Origin of the sequence: Pseudoalteromonas sp. SM9913 (genome assembly GCF_000184065.1) — a bacterium.
GTDB lineage: Bacteria > Pseudomonadota > Gammaproteobacteria > Enterobacterales > Alteromonadaceae > Pseudoalteromonas > Pseudoalteromonas tetraodonis.
In genome coordinates, this window is record NC_014803.1 from 272,737 (window position 1) to 294,193 (window position 21,457).

General features: G+C 41.1%; 17 protein-coding genes. 9 read left to right on the forward strand and 8 right to left on the reverse strand.

The window, feature by feature from the left end:
- Position 1 precedes the first annotated feature (1 nt).
- The 4 genes from PSM_RS01265 to PSM_RS01280 all read right to left on the reverse strand — a co-directional run bounded on the left by PSM_RS01265 (position 2) and on the right by PSM_RS01280 (position 4,947).
- Positions 2-880, reverse strand: a complete 879-nt coding sequence (locus tag PSM_RS01265; protein ID WP_013463857.1) for a TraB/GumN family protein — start codon at positions 878-880, stop codon at positions 2-4.
- 100 nt (positions 881-980) lie between these two features.
- Positions 981-2,915, reverse strand: a complete 1,935-nt coding sequence (locus PSM_RS01270; protein ID WP_013463858.1) for an LTA synthase family protein — start codon at positions 2,913-2,915, stop codon at positions 981-983.
- Positions 2,906-3,277: a diacylglycerol kinase gene (locus PSM_RS01275; protein WP_008112748.1), complete on the reverse strand. Its 372-nt coding sequence runs from the start codon at positions 3,275-3,277 to the stop codon at positions 2,906-2,908. Before PSM_RS01275 ends, PSM_RS01270 begins: the two co-directional genes overlap by 10 nt.
- Complete coding sequence (locus tag PSM_RS01280) at positions 3,274-4,947, reverse strand: phosphoethanolamine transferase (protein ID WP_013463859.1); 1,674 nt, start codon at positions 4,945-4,947, stop codon at positions 3,274-3,276. The genes PSM_RS01275 and PSM_RS01280 overlap by 4 nt, the downstream gene beginning before the upstream one ends.
- A gap of 529 nt (positions 4,948-5,476) precedes the next feature.
- On the opposite strand from PSM_RS01280, the gene ilvG reads away from it, so the two are divergent.
- The 8 genes from ilvG (at position 5,477) to PSM_RS01320 (ending at position 14,660) form a co-directional block, all read left to right on the forward strand.
- Positions 5,477-7,126: an acetolactate synthase 2 catalytic subunit gene (gene ilvG, locus PSM_RS01285; protein ID WP_013463860.1), complete on the forward strand. Its 1,650-nt coding sequence runs from the start codon at positions 5,477-5,479 to the stop codon at positions 7,124-7,126.
- Positions 7,123-7,365 carry an acetolactate synthase 2 small subunit gene (gene ilvM, locus PSM_RS01290; protein WP_013463861.1) on the forward strand — a complete coding sequence of 81 codons (243 nt, stop codon included), beginning with the start codon at positions 7,123-7,125 and terminating at the stop codon, positions 7,363-7,365. The genes ilvG and ilvM overlap by 4 nt, the downstream gene beginning before the upstream one ends.
- A 102-nt stretch (positions 7,366-7,467) precedes the next feature.
- Positions 7,468-9,324, forward strand: a complete 1,857-nt coding sequence (gene ilvD / locus PSM_RS01295; RefSeq protein WP_013463862.1) for a dihydroxy-acid dehydratase — start codon at positions 7,468-7,470, stop codon at positions 9,322-9,324.
- 2 nt (positions 9,325-9,326) lie between these two features.
- A complete protein-coding gene (gene ilvA, locus PSM_RS01300; RefSeq protein WP_013463863.1) occupies positions 9,327-10,880 on the forward strand; it encodes a threonine ammonia-lyase, biosynthetic in 1,554 nt (517 codons plus the stop codon).
- 144 nt (positions 10,881-11,024) lie between these two features.
- Positions 11,025-12,008, forward strand: a complete 984-nt coding sequence (locus tag PSM_RS01305) for an ABC transporter substrate-binding protein (RefSeq protein WP_013463864.1) — start codon at positions 11,025-11,027, stop codon at positions 12,006-12,008.
- A 133-nt stretch (positions 12,009-12,141) separates the two neighbouring features.
- Positions 12,142-13,326 carry a methyltransferase gene (locus PSM_RS01310; protein WP_013463865.1) on the forward strand — a complete coding sequence of 395 codons (1,185 nt, stop codon included), beginning with the start codon at positions 12,142-12,144 and terminating at the stop codon, positions 13,324-13,326.
- A 10-nt stretch (positions 13,327-13,336) separates the two neighbouring features.
- On the forward strand, positions 13,337-14,002 hold the full coding sequence (gene can, locus PSM_RS01315; RefSeq protein ID WP_013463866.1) for a carbonate dehydratase: 666 nt from the start codon (positions 13,337-13,339) through the stop codon (positions 14,000-14,002).
- Between the two features lies 1 nt (position 14,003).
- The gene (locus PSM_RS01320) at positions 14,004-14,660 is read left to right on the forward strand and encodes an NADH dehydrogenase (protein WP_013463867.1); all 657 of its coding nucleotides are present in this window, start codon (positions 14,004-14,006) and stop codon (positions 14,658-14,660) included.
- A 37-nt stretch (positions 14,661-14,697) separates the two neighbouring features.
- On the opposite strand, the gene ubiK is transcribed toward PSM_RS01320, so the two are convergent.
- Positions 14,698-14,961, reverse strand: a complete 264-nt coding sequence (gene ubiK / locus PSM_RS01325; RefSeq protein WP_013463868.1) for a ubiquinone biosynthesis accessory factor UbiK — start codon at positions 14,959-14,961, stop codon at positions 14,698-14,700.
- A gap of 113 nt (positions 14,962-15,074) precedes the next feature.
- On the opposite strand from ubiK, the gene rep reads away from it, so the two are divergent.
- On the forward strand, positions 15,075-17,093 hold the full coding sequence (gene rep / locus PSM_RS01330; RefSeq protein ID WP_016899315.1) for a DNA helicase Rep: 2,019 nt from the start codon (positions 15,075-15,077) through the stop codon (positions 17,091-17,093).
- Between the two features lie 13 nt (positions 17,094-17,106).
- Here the strand turns inward: rep and PSM_RS01335 are convergent, their stop codons facing one another.
- The 3 genes from PSM_RS01335 to elbB all read right to left on the reverse strand — a co-directional run bounded on the left by PSM_RS01335 (position 17,107) and on the right by elbB (position 21,109).
- The gene (locus PSM_RS01335) at positions 17,107-19,671 is read right to left on the reverse strand and encodes a bifunctional diguanylate cyclase/phosphodiesterase (protein ID WP_013463870.1); all 2,565 of its coding nucleotides are present in this window, start codon (positions 19,669-19,671) and stop codon (positions 17,107-17,109) included.
- 174 nt (positions 19,672-19,845) lie between these two features.
- Positions 19,846-20,238, reverse strand: a complete 393-nt coding sequence (locus PSM_RS01340) for a c-type cytochrome (protein ID WP_016899314.1) — start codon at positions 20,236-20,238, stop codon at positions 19,846-19,848.
- Between the two features lie 223 nt (positions 20,239-20,461).
- Positions 20,462-21,109: an isoprenoid biosynthesis glyoxalase ElbB gene (gene elbB, locus PSM_RS01345; protein ID WP_028834474.1), complete on the reverse strand. Its 648-nt coding sequence runs from the start codon at positions 21,107-21,109 to the stop codon at positions 20,462-20,464.
- Positions 21,110-21,457 lie beyond the last annotated feature (348 nt).

The following is a 21,457-nucleotide window of genomic DNA, read 5'->3' on the forward strand; positions in this document are numbered from 1 at the left end:
TTTATAACTGAGTAACCTTAAACCCTTGGTCGCGAAGTTGTTTAATTAAACCATGCTGCTCAACTAAGTGCAGAGCACCTACCGCAATAAACACCTTACCTTGTTCAAGTTTAGGCGTGAGCTGAGTGACCCAATTATTATTGCGCTCAATAAGCATCACTTGCTCGCTTTGTTGACCGTATTGGCTGTCATCAAAACTGGTGTGGTAATAGCTGGTTAGGGTTTGCATATCGCCCTTTTTCCATGCATCCACTAGGGTGATAAAGTAGGTATTAATATCGCTTAGTTGCTCAAAAGTTTCTGCCATCATGGCATTGCTTAATGACTCTAAGCCATTAAACATCTGTAGTTGTTGCTCTATGGTTTCAAGCTCCGCAATGTTAATACTGTGCTTTTGCGCGTACTCGAGTATTTGCTTATCGATGCCGTTTTTATCAGAATAGCCCGCGTTTTGAAACTCAATTTGCATCATGGTCAACATGACAGCCCAAGGTTTAAAACTGTTGAACATGGCAATATCAATCGATTTTTTAGCAAAGTAGTCTTTGAGGAGTTGATAATTTTTTTCTGAAAGCTCGCTCTGTAGCGTACGCCCGTTAGTAAGCAGCATAAACGGCATAGAACGTTGTTGCATTTGTAATGGTGATAGTTTACTTATATCCACTTCAACAACAACTTGATTACTGTCATCCAGTGCGTGAGTCACTTTTTGTGGTAGCCCTTTCATGCTGGCATCACCCACATGCACGGTGCCAAATAAATACGAGCTAGCGCCTTGTTTTTCTATTTTGAATAGAGCCGGTGCTGCATAGCCATTGACGCTAAAGGCTAAAAGTAATAACACCATAAATAAATGACTAATACGTAATGACACGTTCATAAAATCCTATCCAAGTTTAAGTCGTTTTATAAATACTAACTTAGTTTACTTTATAGGTAACGTAAAAATGCCTGATTAATCAATCAGGCATTTTTCGGTGTTATTGATACCAATTATTGCTGTAGGCCATGTTGCCATAATTAGCCAGCGCACGAGCTTGCTTGATGAGTGCGCTATCGTTATGTTTGGGGTGTAATTGCTTATTTTTATAAATATAGGTGGTTGCCGGTTTATCTGGCTGCAAAATAACAACGTTATCATTTTGCATGTAAGCAAAGTTTTTATCGTACTGCATCATTGCACGCTGCTTATTTTTGGCCACAGGGCGAGTGAGATCGTGACCAATCATTGGGTGTTCACCGCTGGCGCCAATAAGCGACAGTAAGGTGGTAGGAATATCCAGCTGACTGGCTAATTGATGATCGCGTTTGGGCTTAATACCGTTTCCAAAAATAACCGCAGGAATTCTAAAGTGATCAATAGGTACAAGGCTGGAACCAGACACGCGTGAGTCGTGATCAGCAATCACTATAAACACAGTATCGTCCCAGTAAGATGACTTTTTCGCCTTTTCAATGAATGTGCCTAGGGCATAATCTGCATATTTAGCTGCGTTATTACGGCTTTGCTTTGGTTGCTCAAACAGGGCTATTTTACCGTCCGGAAATTCATAAGGGCTATGATTAGAACTACTAAAAATCAGACTAAAAAATGGCTTTTGCTGTTGTTGTAATTTATTCAGCTCTTTATCTGCTTGAGTAAATAAATCTTCGTCAGATGCGCCCCATGAACCATTAAAGTTAATGTTATCGAAGCTTTCACTATCAACAATATCACTAAAGCCGTTACCCAAAAAGAAGCTACGCATGTTGTCAAAGTGACTTTCTCCACCATAAATAAACTGAGTATGGTAGTCCTGCTTTGCTAAAAAACTAGCCAAGGTAAAAAAGTCACGTTGTGATTTATCGAGTTTTACAACCGCGCGTGAGGGAGTCGGTGTAAAACCGGTTATAACTGCTTCAATACCGCGTACAGAGCGAGTGCCGGTAGCGTATAAGTTATCAAATCCCCAGCCCTGTTGATAAAGTGCATCTATATTAGGCGTTAAGGGTAAGCCACCTAAGGTACCTACATAACGAGCGCCCAAGCTTTCTTGCAGAATAATAACCAGGTTTTTCTTTTTACCTTGGTAGCTTGCCTGATGAAAAGTGCGGGTAGGGGCATTTGGATTATTAAATATTGCTTGAGGATTTTGCATGGTACTGCGTACTGTGGCGAGTAACTCCTCTTGAGGGACCTTGCCATAATATGCCTGACTTGATTGCTCATTGGAGAGCTGTTTTAACGCAAATGCTACGCTATATGATGAATTAAGCGTGAGGTCATTCAGCAAGTGGTCGGTCGAAAATGCCACCATAGCGGGGTTTAATGGACGATGGCCTAATGAATTTCGAGCGCCTAACAGTGTTAGGCTACATATAATAACAGCTAATAGTGATAGTTTTATTGCCCCTAGGGACGAGCGGTTTTGCCATTGCTGAGTAAGAATTTTGTTAGCAAATTTAATGGTGAAAACGAGCGCTAAAACAGCGAAGAGGACTTCGAGTTTGTAACCTGAAAAAATCATTTTAGAGACTTCTTTAGGATAAATAAGGTATTCAATAAATAGGCGATTAGGGCGTAAGTCGTATTCGTTAATAAACGTGGGTGTAATAACCTCAAAAAACACTAACATTGCAGCCATTATTACTAAATACCACTTTACGACTCCTCGAATATAAGCAGTTAATTTGAGAGCATGTGCTGCAAGTGTTAGTAACAAAGCGGGGGTTATGATGTAGCATAATGTTGCTATATCAACACGTAAACCGCCTACAAAAACAAAGTGCCAGGCGCCTTCGGTAAATACACGGCCACTTTGCCACAAACTTAAACCTAATCGCGCAAAAGTTAGCAAGCATAGGAGTGCGAAAAAAAATACCGCTAAAACCCACAATGGCCCCAGTACTTTTTTAGTGCTACTGATTAAGTCCATAGCACAGACCACCAAACTAAAATAGCAATAAGCATGGCGATAAAGACACTGGCGGATGCAATATCTTTAGCTAGGCCTGATAGTTCATGATATTCGCTACCGATGCGATCAACCACCACTTCGACTGCGGTATTGACCAACTCAGCAAATAACACAAACAATAAGCTGGCAATCAAGATTAATTTGCTACTTAAAGTAATTTCTTGCAAGCAGGCAAATACGCCTAGCAAACTAAATAAAACCAACTCTTGCTGAAAAGCAGCCTCAAATCGGCTCATCCATTTTAGGCCGTTAAATGTATGGCTTAAGGTAAAAATTAGGCGCATTAGGCCTTGGCGTTTTATAACGGTTTTATTATTCATATTTTAGTTTCGCTATGGTTAATCGTTTGACATGACGCGAGTAAATCTTCAGAGGTTTGGTAGGTTTTACTCGCAACACCGGTTAAGCTTAAAAGGGTATGAAAAATAGCATCGTGTGATTGCGCTAAAGTGCTATTTAAGTTGTTTAGACACTTGGCTGTAATGCGCTGATTATGCTCATCAGCCCAGATGTAAAGAGGCACATGGGTTTGAGCTGTTGGTGCAAATGCATAGGGAAAGCCATGTAAGTATGCGCCATTTTCACCGAGCGACTCGCCATGGTCTGACACATACAGTAACTGCTTATCAATATTAGCTGGCAGTGCCTTTAACTGTTCAATAACTTGAGCGTTGATAAAATCACTATAAGCAATTGTATTATCGTAGGTGTTAACCAGTTCTTCAGCGCTACAGTTTTGAATATCGCTGCGGTCGCAGGTTGGACTAAACTGTTTAAATTTTTCAGGGTAGCGCTTAAAGTAAGTAGGGCCATGTGAACCCATCATATGCAGCACTATAACCGTATTAGCCTGACTCAAATTGGCAAGCTTGTACTTTAAAGGGGCTAGTAACGCTTCATCAAAACAGTATTTACCATCACATAGTTCAGATGCTTTGGTATCAATATTAATGGTAGGTACGCGCGTGCAGACGTTTTTACAGCCACTGTTATTATCAACCCACAAGACATCTGCGCCTGCTTGTTGTATCAAATCAATTACGTTTTGCTGGTTATCACTGTCTAAACGAGAAAAATTGGCATGAGTTTGCAGTGAAAACATACATGGTACTGACACTGCTGTGGCCGTGCCACACGACGATACGTTATCGAAATAAGTGACATTATGTTTTTGCGTGTATTGGTTGGTATTACGCTCATAGCCTTGGTAGGAAAAATTTTCAGCTCGAGCGGTTTCACCAACCACGATAACAGTAACTCGTGTTGTGCTTGGCGATGCTAAAGTTGGCGTGGTATCAATATTTTTAAATTCAATATCGCTATAAAGTAACTGGTCACGGGCGTATTTGTAGCCACTAGAGAGATATTGAAATGGAATAATTTCTTTTTTAAGAATACGGTTATTACGACCCGTTGCCGCGTAATCGGCGTAAAAGTTAACGACCACTAATGCAATCAGTGCAAAGCTTGCTAAAAGCAGTTTAAGACGGCTAATAACTTCTTTGTATGGGCGAGCGCAGTTTATTTTTATTCTACTCAAAATAAAGACAGGTAATGCGGCAAAAAGCAGTAAAAAGCCAACAAGTTGCAGGTTTAAATAGCTTAACGCTTCACTAGAGTCAGTTTCGACGGTGTTTTGTATCATGGAATAATCAAACACCACACCATAGTTCAATGAGCCATATAACGCCGCACTCGAGAGCACTAGCAGCAAGTAGTTAATGGGTTTTAGTATTCCCCGAATAGAAACCACTGAAAAGAATATGATTAGCAAGCAAATCAGTAGTAACGGCACAGAAAACAAAAATAGCCATGAAAATGTGTGCAACGAGGTAATAGCGCTAAACGCACCATGCATAAATGGAATATTAATAACTAAGCCGTAATAACAAGCCATAAAAATAATGAATGCATTAGCACTGCAATTAAAATAAAAGCGTTTTTTAGTATTTGCTTGCGGTTGCTTACTGAGTTTGAAAGTTGAGTTCATAACACGCCTCTTTTTAATGAACGTTGTTATGCTAGGCTGCCACGCTTAAGAAACTCTTAAGAAATCGATTTATTTTAATTTTGTTAGATAAAAATGAGGTGGCTTACTAAAAATTAATCAAACCAGAATTCAGTGTTATAAGAATAGTGAATTTCCTGAGTTGAAATGAAGGGATAAAAAATCTATTTAACCTGGTTTAATTGAATTTTAAAACCTGAGTAAGCGTGTTTTTATAATTATTTTGAATTGAATTTGGTGTTGACTTACCGCCCTGAGCGCGGTACTAATATAAAAAGACAGCGAAACAATATGTTCGCAATGACTAAATCTTAAATGGTACTGAATTTTATGCTTAAAAATGCACTTAACCTAGTCCTGATTATTATCGTGGTGATTATTCCCGCGAGGGCTTCGTAGTGCTTTAAAAAACTAAGCATTGAAAAGCCCTCCGCACTTAACCGTCCGGGGGGCTTTTTAGTTTTAGAGTTAAATTTTTAATGGGTTGTCACACAGGAATGAGGATTTACTAATGACAGGCGCAGAACTAACAATCGATTTACTCGCCAAACACGGCGTAGATGAAGTATTTGGCTACCCAGGTGGTGCTATTATGCCCATTTACGATGCGTTGTATGGTGCGCCTGTAAAACATTATCTTACTCGTCATGAGCAAGGTGCAGGGTTTGCCGCCGTGGGCTATGCGCGCAGTACTGGACGTTTAGGTGTGTGCTTGGCAACATCAGGCCCTGGAGCTACTAATTTAATTACCGCATTGGCAGATGCCATGATGGACTCAGTGCCTTTACTTGCTATTACAGGGCAAGTACCAACCGCCGCTATTGGCTCTGATGCTTTTCAGGAAATTGACGTGCTTGGCATGTCGCTTTCGTGTACTAAACACAGTTACTTGGTTGAGCGAGCAGAAGATTTAGCCGAAATATTACAAGAAGCGATGCATTTAGCACAAAGCGGCCGTCCAGGCCCCGTTTTAGTTGATATCCCCAAAGACATTCAAATGGCGCAGGTGCCTTTTAAACCTTGGTTAGCGGCAGATGAATACTTACCGCAACTTAATTTAAACCAAGTTGCTATCGCCAATCAATTACTCAGTGAAGCCAAGCAACCCGTAGCGTATGTTGGTGGAGGCGTTCATGCCGCTGATGCGCAAAATGAATTAATGCAATTTTTAAATAAAACGCAAATGCCAGCGGTTTCAACCCTTAAAGCATTGGGCAGTGTATTACCTGATTACGAATATGATTTAGGCATGCTAGGTATGCATGGCGGTCAAGCGGCTAATTTAGCCGTGCAAGAATGTGATGTATTAGTGTGTATTGGTGCTCGCTTTGATGACCGTGTAACAGGCAACTTAGCTAAGTTTGCTGCAAAAGCAAACGTGATTCATTTAGACATAGATGCAGCCGAGGTCGGTAAACGTAAACCCGCAAAGGCTTCTTTAATTGCTGATTTAAAAACCTCACTTCCCGCCCTTGAGTGCGTCGTTACGCCAAAAGCATGGTGCGATCATAATAAACAAATGATGGTTAAGCATGCATGGCGATACGATTATCCGGGTGAAAAAGTGTTTGCCCCTTATTTACTTAATCAACTAAGCCAGCGTATGCCAAGCACCAGTGTTGTTTGCTGCGATGTGGGTCAGCACCAAATGTGGGTTGCGCAGCATATGAAATTTAGCCATCCATGCAATCACTTAAGCAGTGGTGGTGCAGGCACCATGGGATTTGGTTTACCTGCAGCAATCGGCGCACAAATAGCGAGAAAAGATGACTTTGTGATCACCGTATCAGGTGATGGCTCAATCATGATGAATATCCAAGAACTTGCCACTATTCGTCGTAATAATTTACCAGTAAAAATACTGATACTTGATAACCAGCGTTTAGGCATGGTGCGCCAATGGCAGGAGTTATTTTTTGAAGGGCGCTATAGCGAAACTAACTTGTCAGATAACCCTGACTTTGTGCAGCTAGCGGCTGTTTTTGGTATTGCGGGGCAAACTATTACTCATGCCAACCAAGTGGATGATGCAATCACAGCCTTATTAAATAGCGATGGGCCTTACATTGTTCATGCTTGTATTGATGATAAAGAAAACGTATGGCCACTTGTTCCACCTGGGGCTGCTAACGATGAAATGATGACGGAGAAAGCACAATGAAACACAGTTTAACTATTGCCTTAAAAAGCCAAAGTGTCGCAATCGAGCGCTTTTTACGTGTGGTGCGTCATCGTGGTTTTGACTTGACTCACTTACAGCTCAATATGGACGATGGTCAATATAATATGGCCATGACGGTTGATAGCGATAAACCAATTTATTTGCTTACCAGTCAACTAAATAAGCTGGTTGATGTGAAGCACGTCACGCTGCAAAACTTACAGCAACAAGCTGTATAACAACAAATTTAACAGATTTTACGAGTAACTGTTCACGTGGTTACTCATCAATTTTAAGAATGAGGAATGCCCGCATTTATTGCGGCAAATACTGAGGTAACTATGGCTAAATTAAGAAGTGCAACGACTACTGAAGGACGTAAACGCGCAGGCGCAAGAGCATTATGGCGTGCAACAGGCATGACCGACACCGACTTTGGTAAACCAATTATTGCTGTGGTTAACTCATTTACACAATTTGTGCCGGGGCATGTGCATCTTAATCAGCTTAGTGAACTAATGGCTGAAACCATCACCCAAGCGGGCGGTGTTCCAAAAGAATTTAATACCATCGCCATAGATGACGGTATTGCCATGGGGCACGGCGGTATGCTTTATTCACTGCCATCGCGCGATTTAATAGCCGACTCGGTAGAGTACATGGTCAATGGCCATTGTGCTGATGCGATGATTTGTATCTCAAACTGCGACAAAATCACCCCTGGGATGATGTTAGCGGCGCTGCGTTTAAATATACCGGTTATTTTTGTATCGGGTGGCCCTATGGAAGCGGGTAAAACTAAATTAGCCAATATCGATATTAAACTCGATTTAGTAGATGCCATGGTTAAAGGTGCCGATGAATCGGTAAGTGATGCCGACTCAGAGCAAGTTGAACGCTCTGCATGCCCTACCTGTGGGTCGTGTTCAGGGATGTTTACTGCCAACTCAATGAACTGTTTATTAGAAGCAATAGGCCTTGCGCTGCCGGGTAACGGTACCACGCTTGCGACCCACAAAGACCGTAAACAATTGTATGTTGAAGCAGGTGCTCGCATCGTTGATTTATGCCGCGAGTATTACCAAAAAGATAACCAAGACGTACTGCCTCGTGCCATCGCTAATAAAACCGCATTTATGAACTCTATGGTGGTTGATATTGCCATGGGCGGCTCATCAAATACGGTATTACATTTACTCGCAGCGGCACAGGAAGCTGGCGTTGATTTTGATATGTCACACATTGATGAACTTTCACGTAAAACCCCGTTTTTATGTAAAGTTGCCCCAGCTACCGCGCAATACCATATTGAAGACGTACACCGCGCTGGTGGCATGATGGCCATAGTACGCGAGCTTGGTAAAGCCGGCTTGGTTGATTTATCGGTTAATCATGTTGCCGGCATGACCATGGGTGAGCTGGTAAAAAAATGGGATGCAACGGATCCTAATAACGAAGTGGCGCGAAAGTTTTACCGCGCGGGTCCCGCTGGTATTCGTACTACTAAAGCCATGAGCCAAGATTGTCGTTGGGACGAAGGGGATAATGACCGTGAACATGGTTGTATTCGCAGTGTTGAACATGCATTTCGTCAAGATGGCGGCCTCGCGGTACTTTCAGGTAATTTAGCGGTTGATGGCTGTATTGTTAAAAGTGCCGGCGTTGTCGATGAAATGCTGCACTTTGAAGGCACTGCTGTTGTTTATGAGTCTCAAGATGACTCTGTAGAAGGGATTTTAAATGGTGAAGTAAAAGCCGGCGATGTAGTTGTAATTCGTTACGAAGGCCCTAAAGGCGGCCCAGGCATGCAAGAAATGCTATACCCAACCAGCTACTTAAAATCAAAAGGCTTGGCTGAAAAATGTGCCTTGATCACCGATGGTCGCTTCTCGGGTGGTACGTCAGGTTTATCAATTGGTCATGTGTCTCCCGAGGCAGCCAGCGGTGGCGCGATAGCTTATGTTGAAAATGGCGATAAAATTATCATCGATATCGCTACTCGAGAAATCACTTTAGCATTAAGCGATGAGGAACTCGAAGCTCGCAGGCAAAAACAATTGGCTCGTGGTAAACAAGCTTATAAGCCGCTTAACCGCGATCGTTATGTGTCATCTGCGCTTAAAGCGTATGCGCTACTAGCAACCAGTGCCGATAAAGGTGCGGTGCGTGATTTAGCCAAACTGGAGGAGCTTAGTTAGGTATGGTTTCTCAAGAACTCGATTATTTTCGCGCTATTATCCAAGCCAATATGGAGCCTTTAGCTAAGGTGACTGAGGTGAGTGAAATGGCCGAATTGAGTGCACGATTAGGTAATCATGTTTGGTTAAAGCGTGAAGATCAGCAACCGGTGTACTCGTTTAAATTACGCGGTGCTTTTAATAAATTAAATAAGCTGCCAAAGGGCTCGGTCGTGATAACCGCATCGGCAGGCAATCATGCTCAAGGGGTGGCGCTGAGTGCTTCACACCTAGGGCATAAAGCCACCATTGTTATGCCCGTAACGACGCCTGAAATTAAGGTTAATGCGGTAAGGGCATTGGGCGGGGAAGTCGTGTTACATGGTCATCAATTTGATGCCGCAAAGGCGTATGCGCTTGAATTAACTGAGCAGCGAAACGGCGTATTTGTCCCTCCATTTGATGACCCCGATGTCATTGTTGGTCAAGGCACAGTTGCCCGTGAACTAATGCAACAGCTGAACGACTTAGACGTGGTATTTATTCCTGTTGGCGGCGGCGGATTGCTGGCGGGTATGGCGGTGTACATTAAATCGCTGCGCCCAGATATCAAAGTGATTGGGGTCGAGGCTAATGAAAGCGCTTGTTTAAAAGCTGCCATGGAAGCGGGAGAGCCTGTAGAGCTAGAAAGAGTAGGAAGCTTTGCCGATGGTGTTGCCGTAAAAATAATTGGTAGCGAAACATTTAGACTGGCGCAAAAGTTTTGCGATGAAGTGGTGACCGTATCAGATGATGAAATATGTGCTGCCATGCAAGATATTTTTGTATCAACCCGTGCTATTGCCGAACCTTCAGGCGCACTTGCAACTGCAGGGCTTAAAAAATGGTCTCAGCAGTCGGGTTTAAAGGGGTTAAACTTAGCGGCTATTTTGTCTGGTGCTAATTTAAATTTTGATCGCTTACGCTATGTAGCTGAACGAACTGCATTAGGTGAGAAGAACGAAGCATTATTAGCGGTAACAATTGATGAAAAACGCGGTAGCTTTAAACAATTTTGTGCCTCACTCGGTGGGCGCGCTATTACCGAATTTAACTACCGATATGCAGGGCCTGGCGAGGCGCAAATTTTTGTTGGTATTGCACTGCGTCAAGGATTAGCAGAACTTGAGGAGCTTAAACAAAGCCTGACCGATAATGGCTATTCGTTTTGCGACTTGTCAGATAATGAATTAGCAAAACTTCATGTACGGTATATGGTTGGTGGTAAAGCGCCAGAGCAGCTACATGAACGCTTACTGCGGTTTGAGTTTCCAGAGTACCCAGGTGCATTAGCGCGCTTTTTAGATACACTGGGTAGTAATTGGAATATCACTTTATTTCACTACCGTAATCATGGCGGTTCAACGGGTAATGTATTGGCAGGTTTTGCTATTGAACCAAGTCAATATGAGATGTTTAATGAGCACTTAAACCGCTTAGGTTACAGTGTTCAAGACGAAACCCATAACCCGTGTTTCACCCAGTTTTTAACCACACAACCTCAAGCAGAAAAGCTTGAAAAGCTCGCCTTAGCATAATCCTATTTTAAGCAGGCATCTTCTGTGGATGCTTGCTTTATCAGCTGCTTTACATATAGTTACGTTAATCACTACGTTTTTTGGAAACTCTCTTTGTTACTTAAAGGAATGATAATTAGCGTCTGCCTTTTTTGTAGCCAGTTAATGGCGCAGGAATCAGTCACACTACAATTAAAGTGGACACATCAATTTCAATTTGCGGGTTATTATATGGCTCAGCAAAAAGGGTATTATGATGAGGCCGGTTTAGACGTCACTATTGTGCCTGCCGATCCAAAACGACCAAATAGTTTTGGCGCGGTAGAGCGTGGTGAAGCCCAGTTTGGGGTTGCGCATTCTGGTATTTTACAGCAGCGTATTGCAGGTAAACCCTTTGTAGCCATGGCTGCCATATTACAGTTTTCTCCTTATTGCTGGATGGTCAAAGAAAGCTCTGATATTTTTCATGCCCGTGATTTTGTCAATAAATGTGTAAGTGAAGTGAGTAAAGAGAGCAATTCTGAGTTGTTAACTATGCTCAAGCGCAGCGGTATAAATATCGAAAAGTTGGCTATATACAAAGGCGATAAATTACAAAAAGCATGGATGGAAAATAAAATAGATGCCATCGAAGTCTATGTTACCGACTTACCTTATTATATGGATCAGCAAGGTATTGCTCATCGACTTATATGTCCACAACGTTATGGTATGGACGTATACGCAGATATTTTATTTACCAGTGATAACATGATTAAGTACCACCCCGATACGGTAGAAAAGTTTTACCAAGCGAGTTTAAAAGGGTGGCGCTATGCGGTAATGAATATGGATGAAGCCATCGCCATTACTCAGCAGTTTTATGCCCCTGAGCGTAGTTTTCATCAATTAGCTTATGAGGCCGAAGTACTAAAAGACTATATTGCGCCACCAAGCACCAATGTGGGTAATATGTCGATGGCCAAATGGCGTTTAATTGCTGATTTATATGAGATTGACCAAACAAAGTTTGACGAAGTAAAAGCCGATTTTATTTATAAATATAAAAAACAAGAAACGTTGCAGCTTTCTTGGATGCTGATTGCAGCCATTATTATTAGTATTATTTCTATTCCCCTTTATTTACGGTTAATGTTCAAAGCACGCTAATGGCTAATTTAACCAATAGAAAAGGTGGGAAAGTTAAGTAATCCCCTTGCTCTGCGAGGTTAAAAAAATAACCGCTTAATTAGGCGCGAGTGTACTGGTATAATTTATTGCCTTTTTAATATTTTAAGCTGTTATGACCTTAACTGAGCAATTTACTGCCCTCGATTCGTTACTGATGAATACGCGCTCGTATTGGCAATGTACTGCGTTTGATTTTGACTGTTTACCATGGCCTGAATTACACGACCCCCTAACTGCTTTAACTGATCAGGACGTTGCTGAGTTAGATACTGATCAAGCGCAACTTTATCAGTTTTTTTCACCTTACATACCCGGTATGGAGCAATTAAGCCGATTAGCTTCACTCCCTGTCATAACAAGCAGTCGAACGGATTATCCGTTTTGGATTAGTAACGGTATTAAAGGACGAAAGTTTACTCAGCTACAAGATTTTGTTGGCGCATTGCCCACTAGTAATCAGCCTGTATTAGAGTGGTGTGCAGGTAAAGGCCATTTAGGGCGAATGTTAGCTTTTAATGGTGCGCAGAGTGTACACAGCGTTGAGCTACAATCTCATTTGTGTGAACAAGGGCAAAAAAGTGCACAGCAGCAGGGACTTGCAATACAATTTAGCCAAGCCGATGTACTTAAGGATAGCATTCAGGATTTTTTTAGCCCACACACTCATGCTGTCGCTTTGCATGCCTGCGGTGCGTTACACCAAACTTTTATGCATCAAGCCAGTGCAGCAAAAGTACCACAAATTAGCTTTTCACCTTGTTGCTATCATTTATTTACTGATAATAATTATCAAGCAATGAGCGAACAGGCGAAGCGAAGTGCGCTTAATTTAACTCATCGAGATTTAAAACTCGCCTTGCAAGAAACCGTCACAGCTCCATCGCGAGTGGGCAAAGTACGAAAAACAGAAGTTGAGTGGCGACTCGGGTTTGATGATTTAAGAAAGTCACTCACCGGTGAGTCGGCGTATGTTAGTGTGCCCTCAGTGAATAAAGCAATATTTTCAGATTCGTTTGAATCATTTTGTAAGTGGGCGGCAGATAAAAAAGCCTTAAAACTGCCAAAAGATATTGATTACAATAAATTTTTATTGATTGGGCAGGCGCGAAAAAAGATAACCGAGCGAGTTGAACTGGTTCGACATGTGTTTAGAAGAGCAATAGAAGTTTGGCTTGTGCTCGATCGTGCTTTATATTTGCAACAGCAAGGCTATAACGTCAGTGTTAGTACATTTTGTGAGAAGCAATTAACACCCCGTAATATTTTAATTTTAGCCAGTTTAACGCCCTCGACCTAAAAGAGATGTAATGAGAAATTTAAATAACCTACTAGAAAATAATAAACGCTGGGCATCTAGAACGAGCGAAGCTAATCCCGAATTTTTTAAAGTTTTATCGATGCAACAAAATCCAGAGTATTTATGGATTGGTTGTTCTGACTCACGAGTTCCTGCTAATCAAATTGTTGATTTATTACCAGGTGAATTGTTTGTGCATCGTAATGTTGCCAACGTGGTAGTGCACACAGATCATAATTGCTTATCGGTTATGCAGTATGCGGTTGAAGTATTAAAAGTTAAACATATTATGGTTGTTGGCCACTACGGTTGTGGTGGTGTACAAGCGGTATTAAACGAAGACCGCTTTGGCTTTATTGATAACTGGCTACGCCATGTTGGTGATGTAAAAGAAAAGCATTTAGAGCAACTTAATGCGATGCCAGAAAAACAGCGTTTAAACCGTTTAATAGAGCTTAATGTGATTGAGCAAGTACGTAATGTATCGCGCACTAGCATAGTTCAAGATGCCTGGTTACGAGGTCAAGAATTAACGGTTCATGGCTGGGTATATGGATTAGAAAACGGTCACTTGCATGATTTAGAGTCAGTGGTCAGCTGCGCTGAAGAAGAATGCACTAGCTATAAAAAAGCAGTACAACATGTACTGAACAAGTCAGCGGGTAGTCACGCTTAATATGGCTAAAACGGCAGTGATTATCGGCAGCACGGGCTTAGTTGGCAGCCAGTTGTTACAACGACTGTTAGCATGTCCTTGCTATTCGAAAGTAGTGAGCTTATCGCGCCGTCATTTAGACCTTTCTCACCCTAAATTAATCAGCCATGTTATTGATTTTGAAAATTTGACGCATTACGTTGAATTATTCAAAGGTGACGTGTTTTTTTCCTGCTTGGGCACTACGCTAAAGCAAGCCGGGAGCGTAGCAGCACAGCGTAAAGTTGATTTTGAATACCAGTTTATTTGTGCGCAAATGGCGGCCAATAACGGTGTTCCCCATTATTGTTTGGTGTCATCAAGTGGCGCAAATGCGCATAGTATGAGCCGTTACCTAAAAATCAAAGGTGAACTTGAGCAGCAGGTAAAGCAGCTTGGCTTCTCGCGACTAAGCGTGTTGCAACCGTCTTTATTAGTGGGCGAACGTTCAGAGTTACGCATAGCAGAAAAAATAGCCGCGTTAGTGCTTCCGTGGATAACTCAATGTGGTAGGTTAAAGCGCTATAAACCTATCACCGGTGAACAGGTTGCTGAGAAAATGCTAATGGTTAGTTTAAAGCAGCAGCAATCAATCGCATATTATACGCTAGATGAACTGTTTGAGAGTGAATGTAAATAACGCCATAAGTGGTGTTTGTTTTATGGCGTTATAGTTATTATTCAGCGTCTGTTTTTGCTGATAACTGCTGTTCAAGTAGCGCTACTTTTGCTTCTAATTCAGTCAGCTTTTCACGGGTGCGGATCAGCACTTGGCTTTGAATATCAAACTCTTCACGGCTTACAAAATCCATTTCGGCAAGCTTATTTTGTAACACTTGCTTGGTTTTACCTTCAAGTGTATCAGCCAGGTTTTTTACACCTTGTGGCATATTGTTGGTGATTTGTTTCGCAATTTCTTCAAGTTTTGCTGGGTTAATCATAGTCGTCCCTTGCCTGTTGCCTAAAATGATAATAACTAATATTACCTTATTGGCTAGGCGTATTGTAGTGATTACGTTAAAATTGCCCGTCTTTTTGCAATCAGCTGGTCGTTATGAAACTCAATCCTAAACAAGATGAAGCGGTAAAGTACATTAGTGGTCCTTGCTTAGTATTAGCTGGCGCAGGCTCGGGTAAAACACGAGTTATCACCAACAAAATTGCTTACTTAGTACAGAAGTGTGAGTATCAAGCGCGTAATATTGCGGCGGTTACCTTTACCAATAAAGCGGCTAAAGAAATGCGCGAGCGGGTTTTGCAAACCTTAGGAAAGCAAGAGTCTAAAGGTTTATGGGTCTCTACATTTCATACACTCGGGCTTGAAATCATCAAAAAAGAGTTAAAAACACTGGGTTTTAAGCCTGGTTTTTCGCTGTTTGACGACCAAGATACGAATCAACTACTCGGTGATTTAACCGAAGATGAGCTTAAAAAAGACAAAGACTTACTTAATCTACTTAAAATGCAAATTGGTAGCTGGAAGAATGAACTCATTTTACCAGAGCAAGCTATTCGCGAAGCCAGAGAGCCACAAAAAGCCTTGTTCGCTCAATTGTACGCACGCTATCAAAACCAACTTCGCGCTTATAATGCACTCGACTTTGATGATTTAATTATGATCCCCACGCTGCTTTTAAGCAGTAACGCCACTTCACGTGAACGTTGGCAGCAGCGTTTTCGGTATTTACTGGTGGATGAATACCAAGATACTAATACCAGCCAATACCAATTAGTAAAATTGCTGGTTGGTGAACGTGCACGCTTTACTGTGGTAGGAGATGACGATCAGTCAATTTACTCTTGGCGTGGTGCTCGCCCACAAAACTTGGTGCTATTAAGTAAAGACTATCCAGGATTAAGATTAATAAAACTAGAGCAAAATTACCGTAGTGCAGGGCGCATTCTTAAAGCGGCTAATATATTAATTGCAAATAACCCCCATGAGTTTGAAAAAAAGCTCTTTAGTGAACTTGGCTATGGTGAGCAAATTAAAGTCATTGGTTGTCGCGATGAAGAGCATGAGTCTGAGCGTGTGGTTGCAGAGATTATTTCTCATAAGTTTATGAAGCGCACCAGCTATAAAGATTACGCGATTTTGTACCGGGGTAATCACCAAGCGCGTGGTTTTGAAAAGTCGTTAATGAGTAACCGTATACCTTATAAAATTAGCGGCGGGATGTCGTTTTTTTCACGTTCTGAAATTAAAGATATCATGGCTTACTTACGTCTTTTAGTGAACCAAGATGATGACAATGCCTTTTTAAGAATCGTGAATACGCCACGGCGTGAAATAGGCACGGTGACGCTTGAAAAACTAGGCACCTTAGCCAATGAAAAACATCAAAGCTTGTTTGCCACCTGTTTTGATAACGACTTAGGATACAGACTAAAAGGACGTGGTTTTAATGCGTTAGCTGGGTTTGCCCGTTGGGTGGTTGAGCTGTCGGATAACGCAGTACGCAGCGATACCTTAGAAGCGGTCAAAGATTTAGTGCGAAATATTAATTATGAAGCCTATTTATATGAATCATCACCGAGTGCCAAAGCCGCCGAAATGCGGATGAAAAATGTCTCGGAGCTGTACCGTTGGATCACCGATATGCTGACTGGCGATGCCGATAATCCGCCAATGACGTTAGCTGAAGTGGTTAGTAAATTGACCCTGCGCGATATGCTAGAGCGTAACGAGGAAGAAGATGAAGCAGATGCAGTACAATTACTTACGCTGCATGCTTCAAAGGGACTCGAGTACCCTTATGTATTTATGGTAGGCATGGAAGAGGGGCTATTACCACACCAAGTAAGCATTGATGAGGATAATGTAGATGAAGAGCGCCGCCTTGCCTATGTAGGTATTACCCGCGCGCAGCAAGAGCTAACCTTAACGTATGCTAAAATTCGTCGTCAATTTGGTGAAACATCGCAAACGGAGCTCAGCCGGTTTGTGCAAGAGCTACCACAAGATGACTTAGCCTTTGAAAACAAAAAAGCGCCTAATACTCAAGCTGAACGCATGGAAAAAGGCCAAGCTCGGGTTGCAAATTTAAGGGCAATGCTAAAAAAACCACAATAGCATGTGTTTAGCGTTATTTTGATTCTGAGCTTATAAGTGTTGAACGTATCGCGCTTTTAAGTGGGTGCTGTTTGGCAACAAACAAGTTCAAGCCATGCTTATCTAAAAGGGCTCTGAAGTTTAATATTGACGGGCCTTTAGCAATCACTTTAATGTGTTTAAGTTTAGTGATAGCCAGCAAACCTTGTAGCTGCAAGTCATAGCATTCCTGCTGCAATATTCGTTTACTGAAAGTGGAGCTTAATAGTAAGTAATCAAATTCTATCTCGGTCACTAAATTAAGCTCGCATTTATCCTTTGCGAAATTATTTAGACCAATAGAGTAGCCCAGCGCTTTAAGCTGTTTTAAGTTTTCTAGTTGCAGCGCACTGGCGTAACGTAATTCTTGATCATCAAACAACAAACAAAGTGGATCAATGTTTAATGGCTGCTTTAGTGCAGCAGTTAATAAAGAGAACTCATGCTTTTCTAAAAGCAGACTTGAGCAAGGCAGAAGAGCAACGCTTATTTCAGAGTCTTTCGCTTGTTGATACGCTTGTAAAATCAGTTGGAGTTCTACTTTTATATGCTGTTCTTTATCACTTGCAAATTTCTTTAAAATATCAAAACTAGTAAAGCCAAGTACAGGGTGTTCACCAAACGCTTCAAATAATGAGGCATATTGATAATGCTCATCCATAGAAATAATATCTGAGCTACGAAACGTCATAGGTAATACATCAAGATGGTGCAATGTTTGTGACTCATGTTGCAGCATTGGCTCTGTGAGTAACGGGTGAAATAATTCGAAGCGATTTTTACCAGAGTTTTTAGCGTAATACATTGCGGCATCAGCATCTCTAATAATTTCATCTGTATGTTTATAGCTTTGTTTTGAATAAGTGATACCAATACTCGCGCCGCTTTGCACACAAATACCTTTTGTACAAAAAGGTTTTCGCATGATGTTGATGATTCGATTTGCAACATCTTCAGCTTGGTTTGGCTCGGTTAAATGAGTGAGTAAAATTACAAATTCATCTCCCCCTAAGCGTGCTAATAAATCATGCTCACGGATACATTGAGAGAACAACTGACCCACGCTAATTAAAAATTCGTCTCCGGCATGGTGCCCAAGCTGGTCGTTTATATCTTTAAATTTATCAAGGTCAATAAACAGTACCGCAAAGTGCTCATCAGGGTGACGTTGGTAAAACTGTAGCGTTTTTTCTAGCTGCGTTAAAAATAAATTACGATTAGGCAAGCTTGTTAATGAGTCATGGTGCGCATCGTGATACAGCTGCTGCTCTATTTTTTTACGCTCATCAATTTGCATCTGTAAATGCAAATTTGCTTGGCTTAGCTCTTTGGTTTTTTCGTTTACTCGAGAAGCGAGCTCTTGGTGGCTCTTTTTCAGCGCCTGTGAGGCTAATTTTGTTTGTAATACCGTGGCAATTTGATGCGATACAAAGGTTATGAGTTCTGCATCATCTTGTGTGAAAAGGTGTTCATTATTATAAGCTTGGCAAACAATTAAACCTATAACTCCTTGCGATGTTTTTAGCGGAGCGCCAAGCCAGCTGGTGGCTCTTCTAGATTCATCAATTGGTTTTTCACGCTCTACAATGCCACTATCTAATAACTCTTGTGCTCTTTGCGGGTGAATTATTTGTGTTTCTTCGGTGCTGATCACCAGCTCACTGTACCCTTTTGCAAAGCGCCTTGGTTGGGTGCTGCCTTGAAATTCGTCAACACTGTAAGGAAAACTAATCCAGCCCGTTTCTTTATCATACAAGGCAATATAAAGATTTTTTGCGTAAGTGATGGTTTTTATTATTTCGTGTATTTGAAAATAAGCATCATCTAGGTTTTTAGCTTGAGTTGTCAGCTCTGAAATTTTAAATAATATTTGCTGGCGTTGCAGGGCGCTTTTTCGCTGTTGTATTTCAACATTTAAAGCATCATTGCTTTGCGTTAATGCACGGGTTCTTAGTTTTACTTCTGATTCGAGCAACTCTCGTTTCTTAACGCGTTCAATAGCTGTCGCTAAATAAAGTGACATTGCTTCAAGTAGGTTTATTTGTTGCGAACTATAACCTTGCTCAGTGTCGTAACTTTGCGCTGCTAATACGCCAATAATATTTTTTTCTTGATAAACTGGAACGCCTACCCAGTGTTCTGCAGGTGTACCTAATGCTTTAAATAAGCCTTGCTGTGCAGCATCATGCATTTGTTGCTTAGTGAAATAAGTGGTCTTTCCTTGCTTAAACACATAACCCGTTGCGCCTTCTTCAAAATTATTCTCCCGATTAAGTGGTACAGAAATTCCATCTTTTTCATCAGAAAAATAAGACAGTTCCAACTGTTGTGATTGCGGTTCAACAAGCACCACATAAAAGCTTTTACTCGGGACATACTTTTGTAAAATGTCATGAATAGCTGGGTAAAGTAAGGTTAATTCGGCAACAGTACTTGCTTGCTCTGATAGCTGTATCAGGGCATTGTGGAGGTGGTAGGCATGTTTGTACTTTTTCAATAGTGCTTTTAGTCGTTTATTTTGGCGCACTACGCTACTCGGTACAATGAGTTTATCTTCCAATGATGTTTAACCAGTTATAATTTTTTGTATAGTTATTAATCATTATAGTTCCACTTTTAACATTTTGCGTCAAGTAGATATTTATCTTAATTATGCTGCGAAAAATCGATAATTAGAAACAAAAAAGGCTTACTGTGAGTAAGCCTTTCATTTATAGTTTTAGCCTGACTGATTTTATTTAGCAGTCATAAAGTCGATTGCTGCGCTTATTTCATCATCAGAACAATCCATACATGTACCACGTGGCGGCATTGCATTGAAGCCGTTGATTGCATGATCTAATAAGGTATCTTTTCCTTTAGCAATACGAGGAGCCCAATCGTCAGCTGATTTAGGAGCGCCTAAAGCACCTGTACCATGACAAGCAAAACAGGCCGCTTGATATACTTGCTCGCCTGAACGAGGCCCTGTTGGTGCAGCAACCGCTACTTTTTCACCTTCAAGGTAAACAGCACCGATAGGCGCTAAACGTTTTTTAATTGCATCTTCAGTCATAGAGTTATCATATGGCTGTGCGTATGCGGTGGTTGCTAGCACAAGTAATGCTGCAGCTGATAGTTTTTTCATTTTGCCTTGCCCACTTCAATTTGAACGTGATCAATCACGATTTTAAATGACGGAATTTAAACCAATTATAACTCCACTAAGTCATTTATAAAATGCTCAGAGTCGATTTTATTTAGAAATACGACTAATGATTGTCTTAACTCAATAAAATTACATGGTTTAGCGCATAGTTAAATTATAAAACGGGATCATCACGCCTTTAATGCGATCAAAGCCCTTACGACTAACTCATAGCTAATACGTTACGCACTAACTTATCGATTCCTGCATCTGCATCCATAATAGACTGTGCCAACATATAGGCCGGTGTCGTAACGAGTTTATTGCTTTTATCAATAACAATATCATCCACTTTACACTCTACGTGTTCAGCGCCTAATGTGCTAAGAGCCTCGGCTGTGTCGCTATCATTACCAATAGTAAGCTGAGGTTTATGATAAATAAAAGGCAATAGAGCCGGTGCAATACACATGTAACCCGTGGCTTTTTTTGCATCCGCAAACGCTTTACAAGCGCTAAGTACTGCCTCGTTTACTTTAGCGTTAGTGCCATTAATAGCAAAGTCAGATAGATTTTTAGCTACCCCGAAGCCCCCAGGGACAATGAGTGCATCAAATTGTGTAACGTCTAATTCAGCGAGTGACTTTATATTGCCACGGGTGATGCGAGCTGATTCAACTAATACATTTCGCGGCTGTGCTATTTCTTCACCAGTGATGTGATTAATGGTGTGGTACTGCTCTATATCAGGTGCAAAGCACTGATACTGAGCATTATTTTTTTCAATGTGTAATAAAGTCAGTACCACCTCATTAATTTCACTACCATCAAACACACCACAACCTGCTAAAATTACAGCTATATTTTTCATATCATTTCGCTCCATTAAAGTCTCTTAAATAAAGTTTAACACGATGAATCAGCCGATTTAAAAATTTATTTGCTCGTTTTTTAGGCGCAAAGCACGTTGTTATGCGCTATATGCCATTTAGTGATTAGTAGCCATGAAAAAAATTATAAAGGATCGCTATGATCTTTGATCCATTATGCTAGAATGCTCATCCAGTTATTTAAATGGACGTAAATAATTAAGGTGGGTTATAAAATCAGTGACGGTATAAATGCTTTTTCCACATTAATAAAAAAATAATAAAAAAGAACCTCGAATTATCTTTTTTTAAACAAAACAATAAATTACAAATTAATCTAGGCATTTCAA

What these genes read in the sequence shown, in the direction of transcription:
- PSM_RS01265 (WP_013463857.1), bottom strand. Translation starts at nt 880, where the DNA reads ATGAACGTGTCATTACGTATTAGTCATTTATTTATGGTGTTATTACTT.
- PSM_RS01270 (WP_013463858.1), bottom strand. Translation starts at nt 2,915, where the DNA reads ATGGACTTAATCAGTAGCACTAAAAAAGTACTGGGGCCATTGTGGGTT.
- PSM_RS01275 (WP_008112748.1), bottom strand. Translation starts at nt 3,277, where the DNA reads ATGAATAATAAAACCGTTATAAAACGCCAAGGCCTAATGCGCCTAATT.
- PSM_RS01280 (WP_013463859.1), bottom strand. Translation starts at nt 4,947, where the DNA reads ATGAACTCAACTTTCAAACTCAGTAAGCAACCGCAAGCAAATACTAAA.
- ilvG (WP_013463860.1), top strand. Translation starts at nt 5,477, where the DNA reads ATGACAGGCGCAGAACTAACAATCGATTTACTCGCCAAACACGGCGTA.
- ilvM (WP_013463861.1), top strand. Translation starts at nt 7,123, where the DNA reads ATGAAACACAGTTTAACTATTGCCTTAAAAAGCCAAAGTGTCGCAATC.
- ilvD (WP_013463862.1), top strand. Translation starts at nt 7,468, where the DNA reads ATGGCTAAATTAAGAAGTGCAACGACTACTGAAGGACGTAAACGCGCA.
- ilvA (WP_013463863.1), top strand. Translation starts at nt 9,327, where the DNA reads ATGGTTTCTCAAGAACTCGATTATTTTCGCGCTATTATCCAAGCCAAT.
- PSM_RS01305 (WP_013463864.1), top strand. Translation starts at nt 11,025, where the DNA reads ATGGCGCAGGAATCAGTCACACTACAATTAAAGTGGACACATCAATTT.
- PSM_RS01310 (WP_013463865.1), top strand. Translation starts at nt 12,142, where the DNA reads ATGACCTTAACTGAGCAATTTACTGCCCTCGATTCGTTACTGATGAAT.
- can (WP_013463866.1), top strand. Translation starts at nt 13,337, where the DNA reads ATGAGAAATTTAAATAACCTACTAGAAAATAATAAACGCTGGGCATCT.
- PSM_RS01320 (WP_013463867.1), top strand. Translation starts at nt 14,004, where the DNA reads ATGGCTAAAACGGCAGTGATTATCGGCAGCACGGGCTTAGTTGGCAGC.
- ubiK (WP_013463868.1), bottom strand. Translation starts at nt 14,961, where the DNA reads ATGATTAACCCAGCAAAACTTGAAGAAATTGCGAAACAAATCACCAAC.
- rep (WP_016899315.1), top strand. Translation starts at nt 15,075, where the DNA reads ATGAAACTCAATCCTAAACAAGATGAAGCGGTAAAGTACATTAGTGGT.
- PSM_RS01340 (WP_016899314.1), bottom strand. Translation starts at nt 20,238, where the DNA reads ATGAAAAAACTATCAGCTGCAGCATTACTTGTGCTAGCAACCACCGCA.
- elbB (WP_028834474.1), bottom strand. Translation starts at nt 21,109, where the DNA reads ATGAAAAATATAGCTGTAATTTTAGCAGGTTGTGGTGTGTTTGATGGT.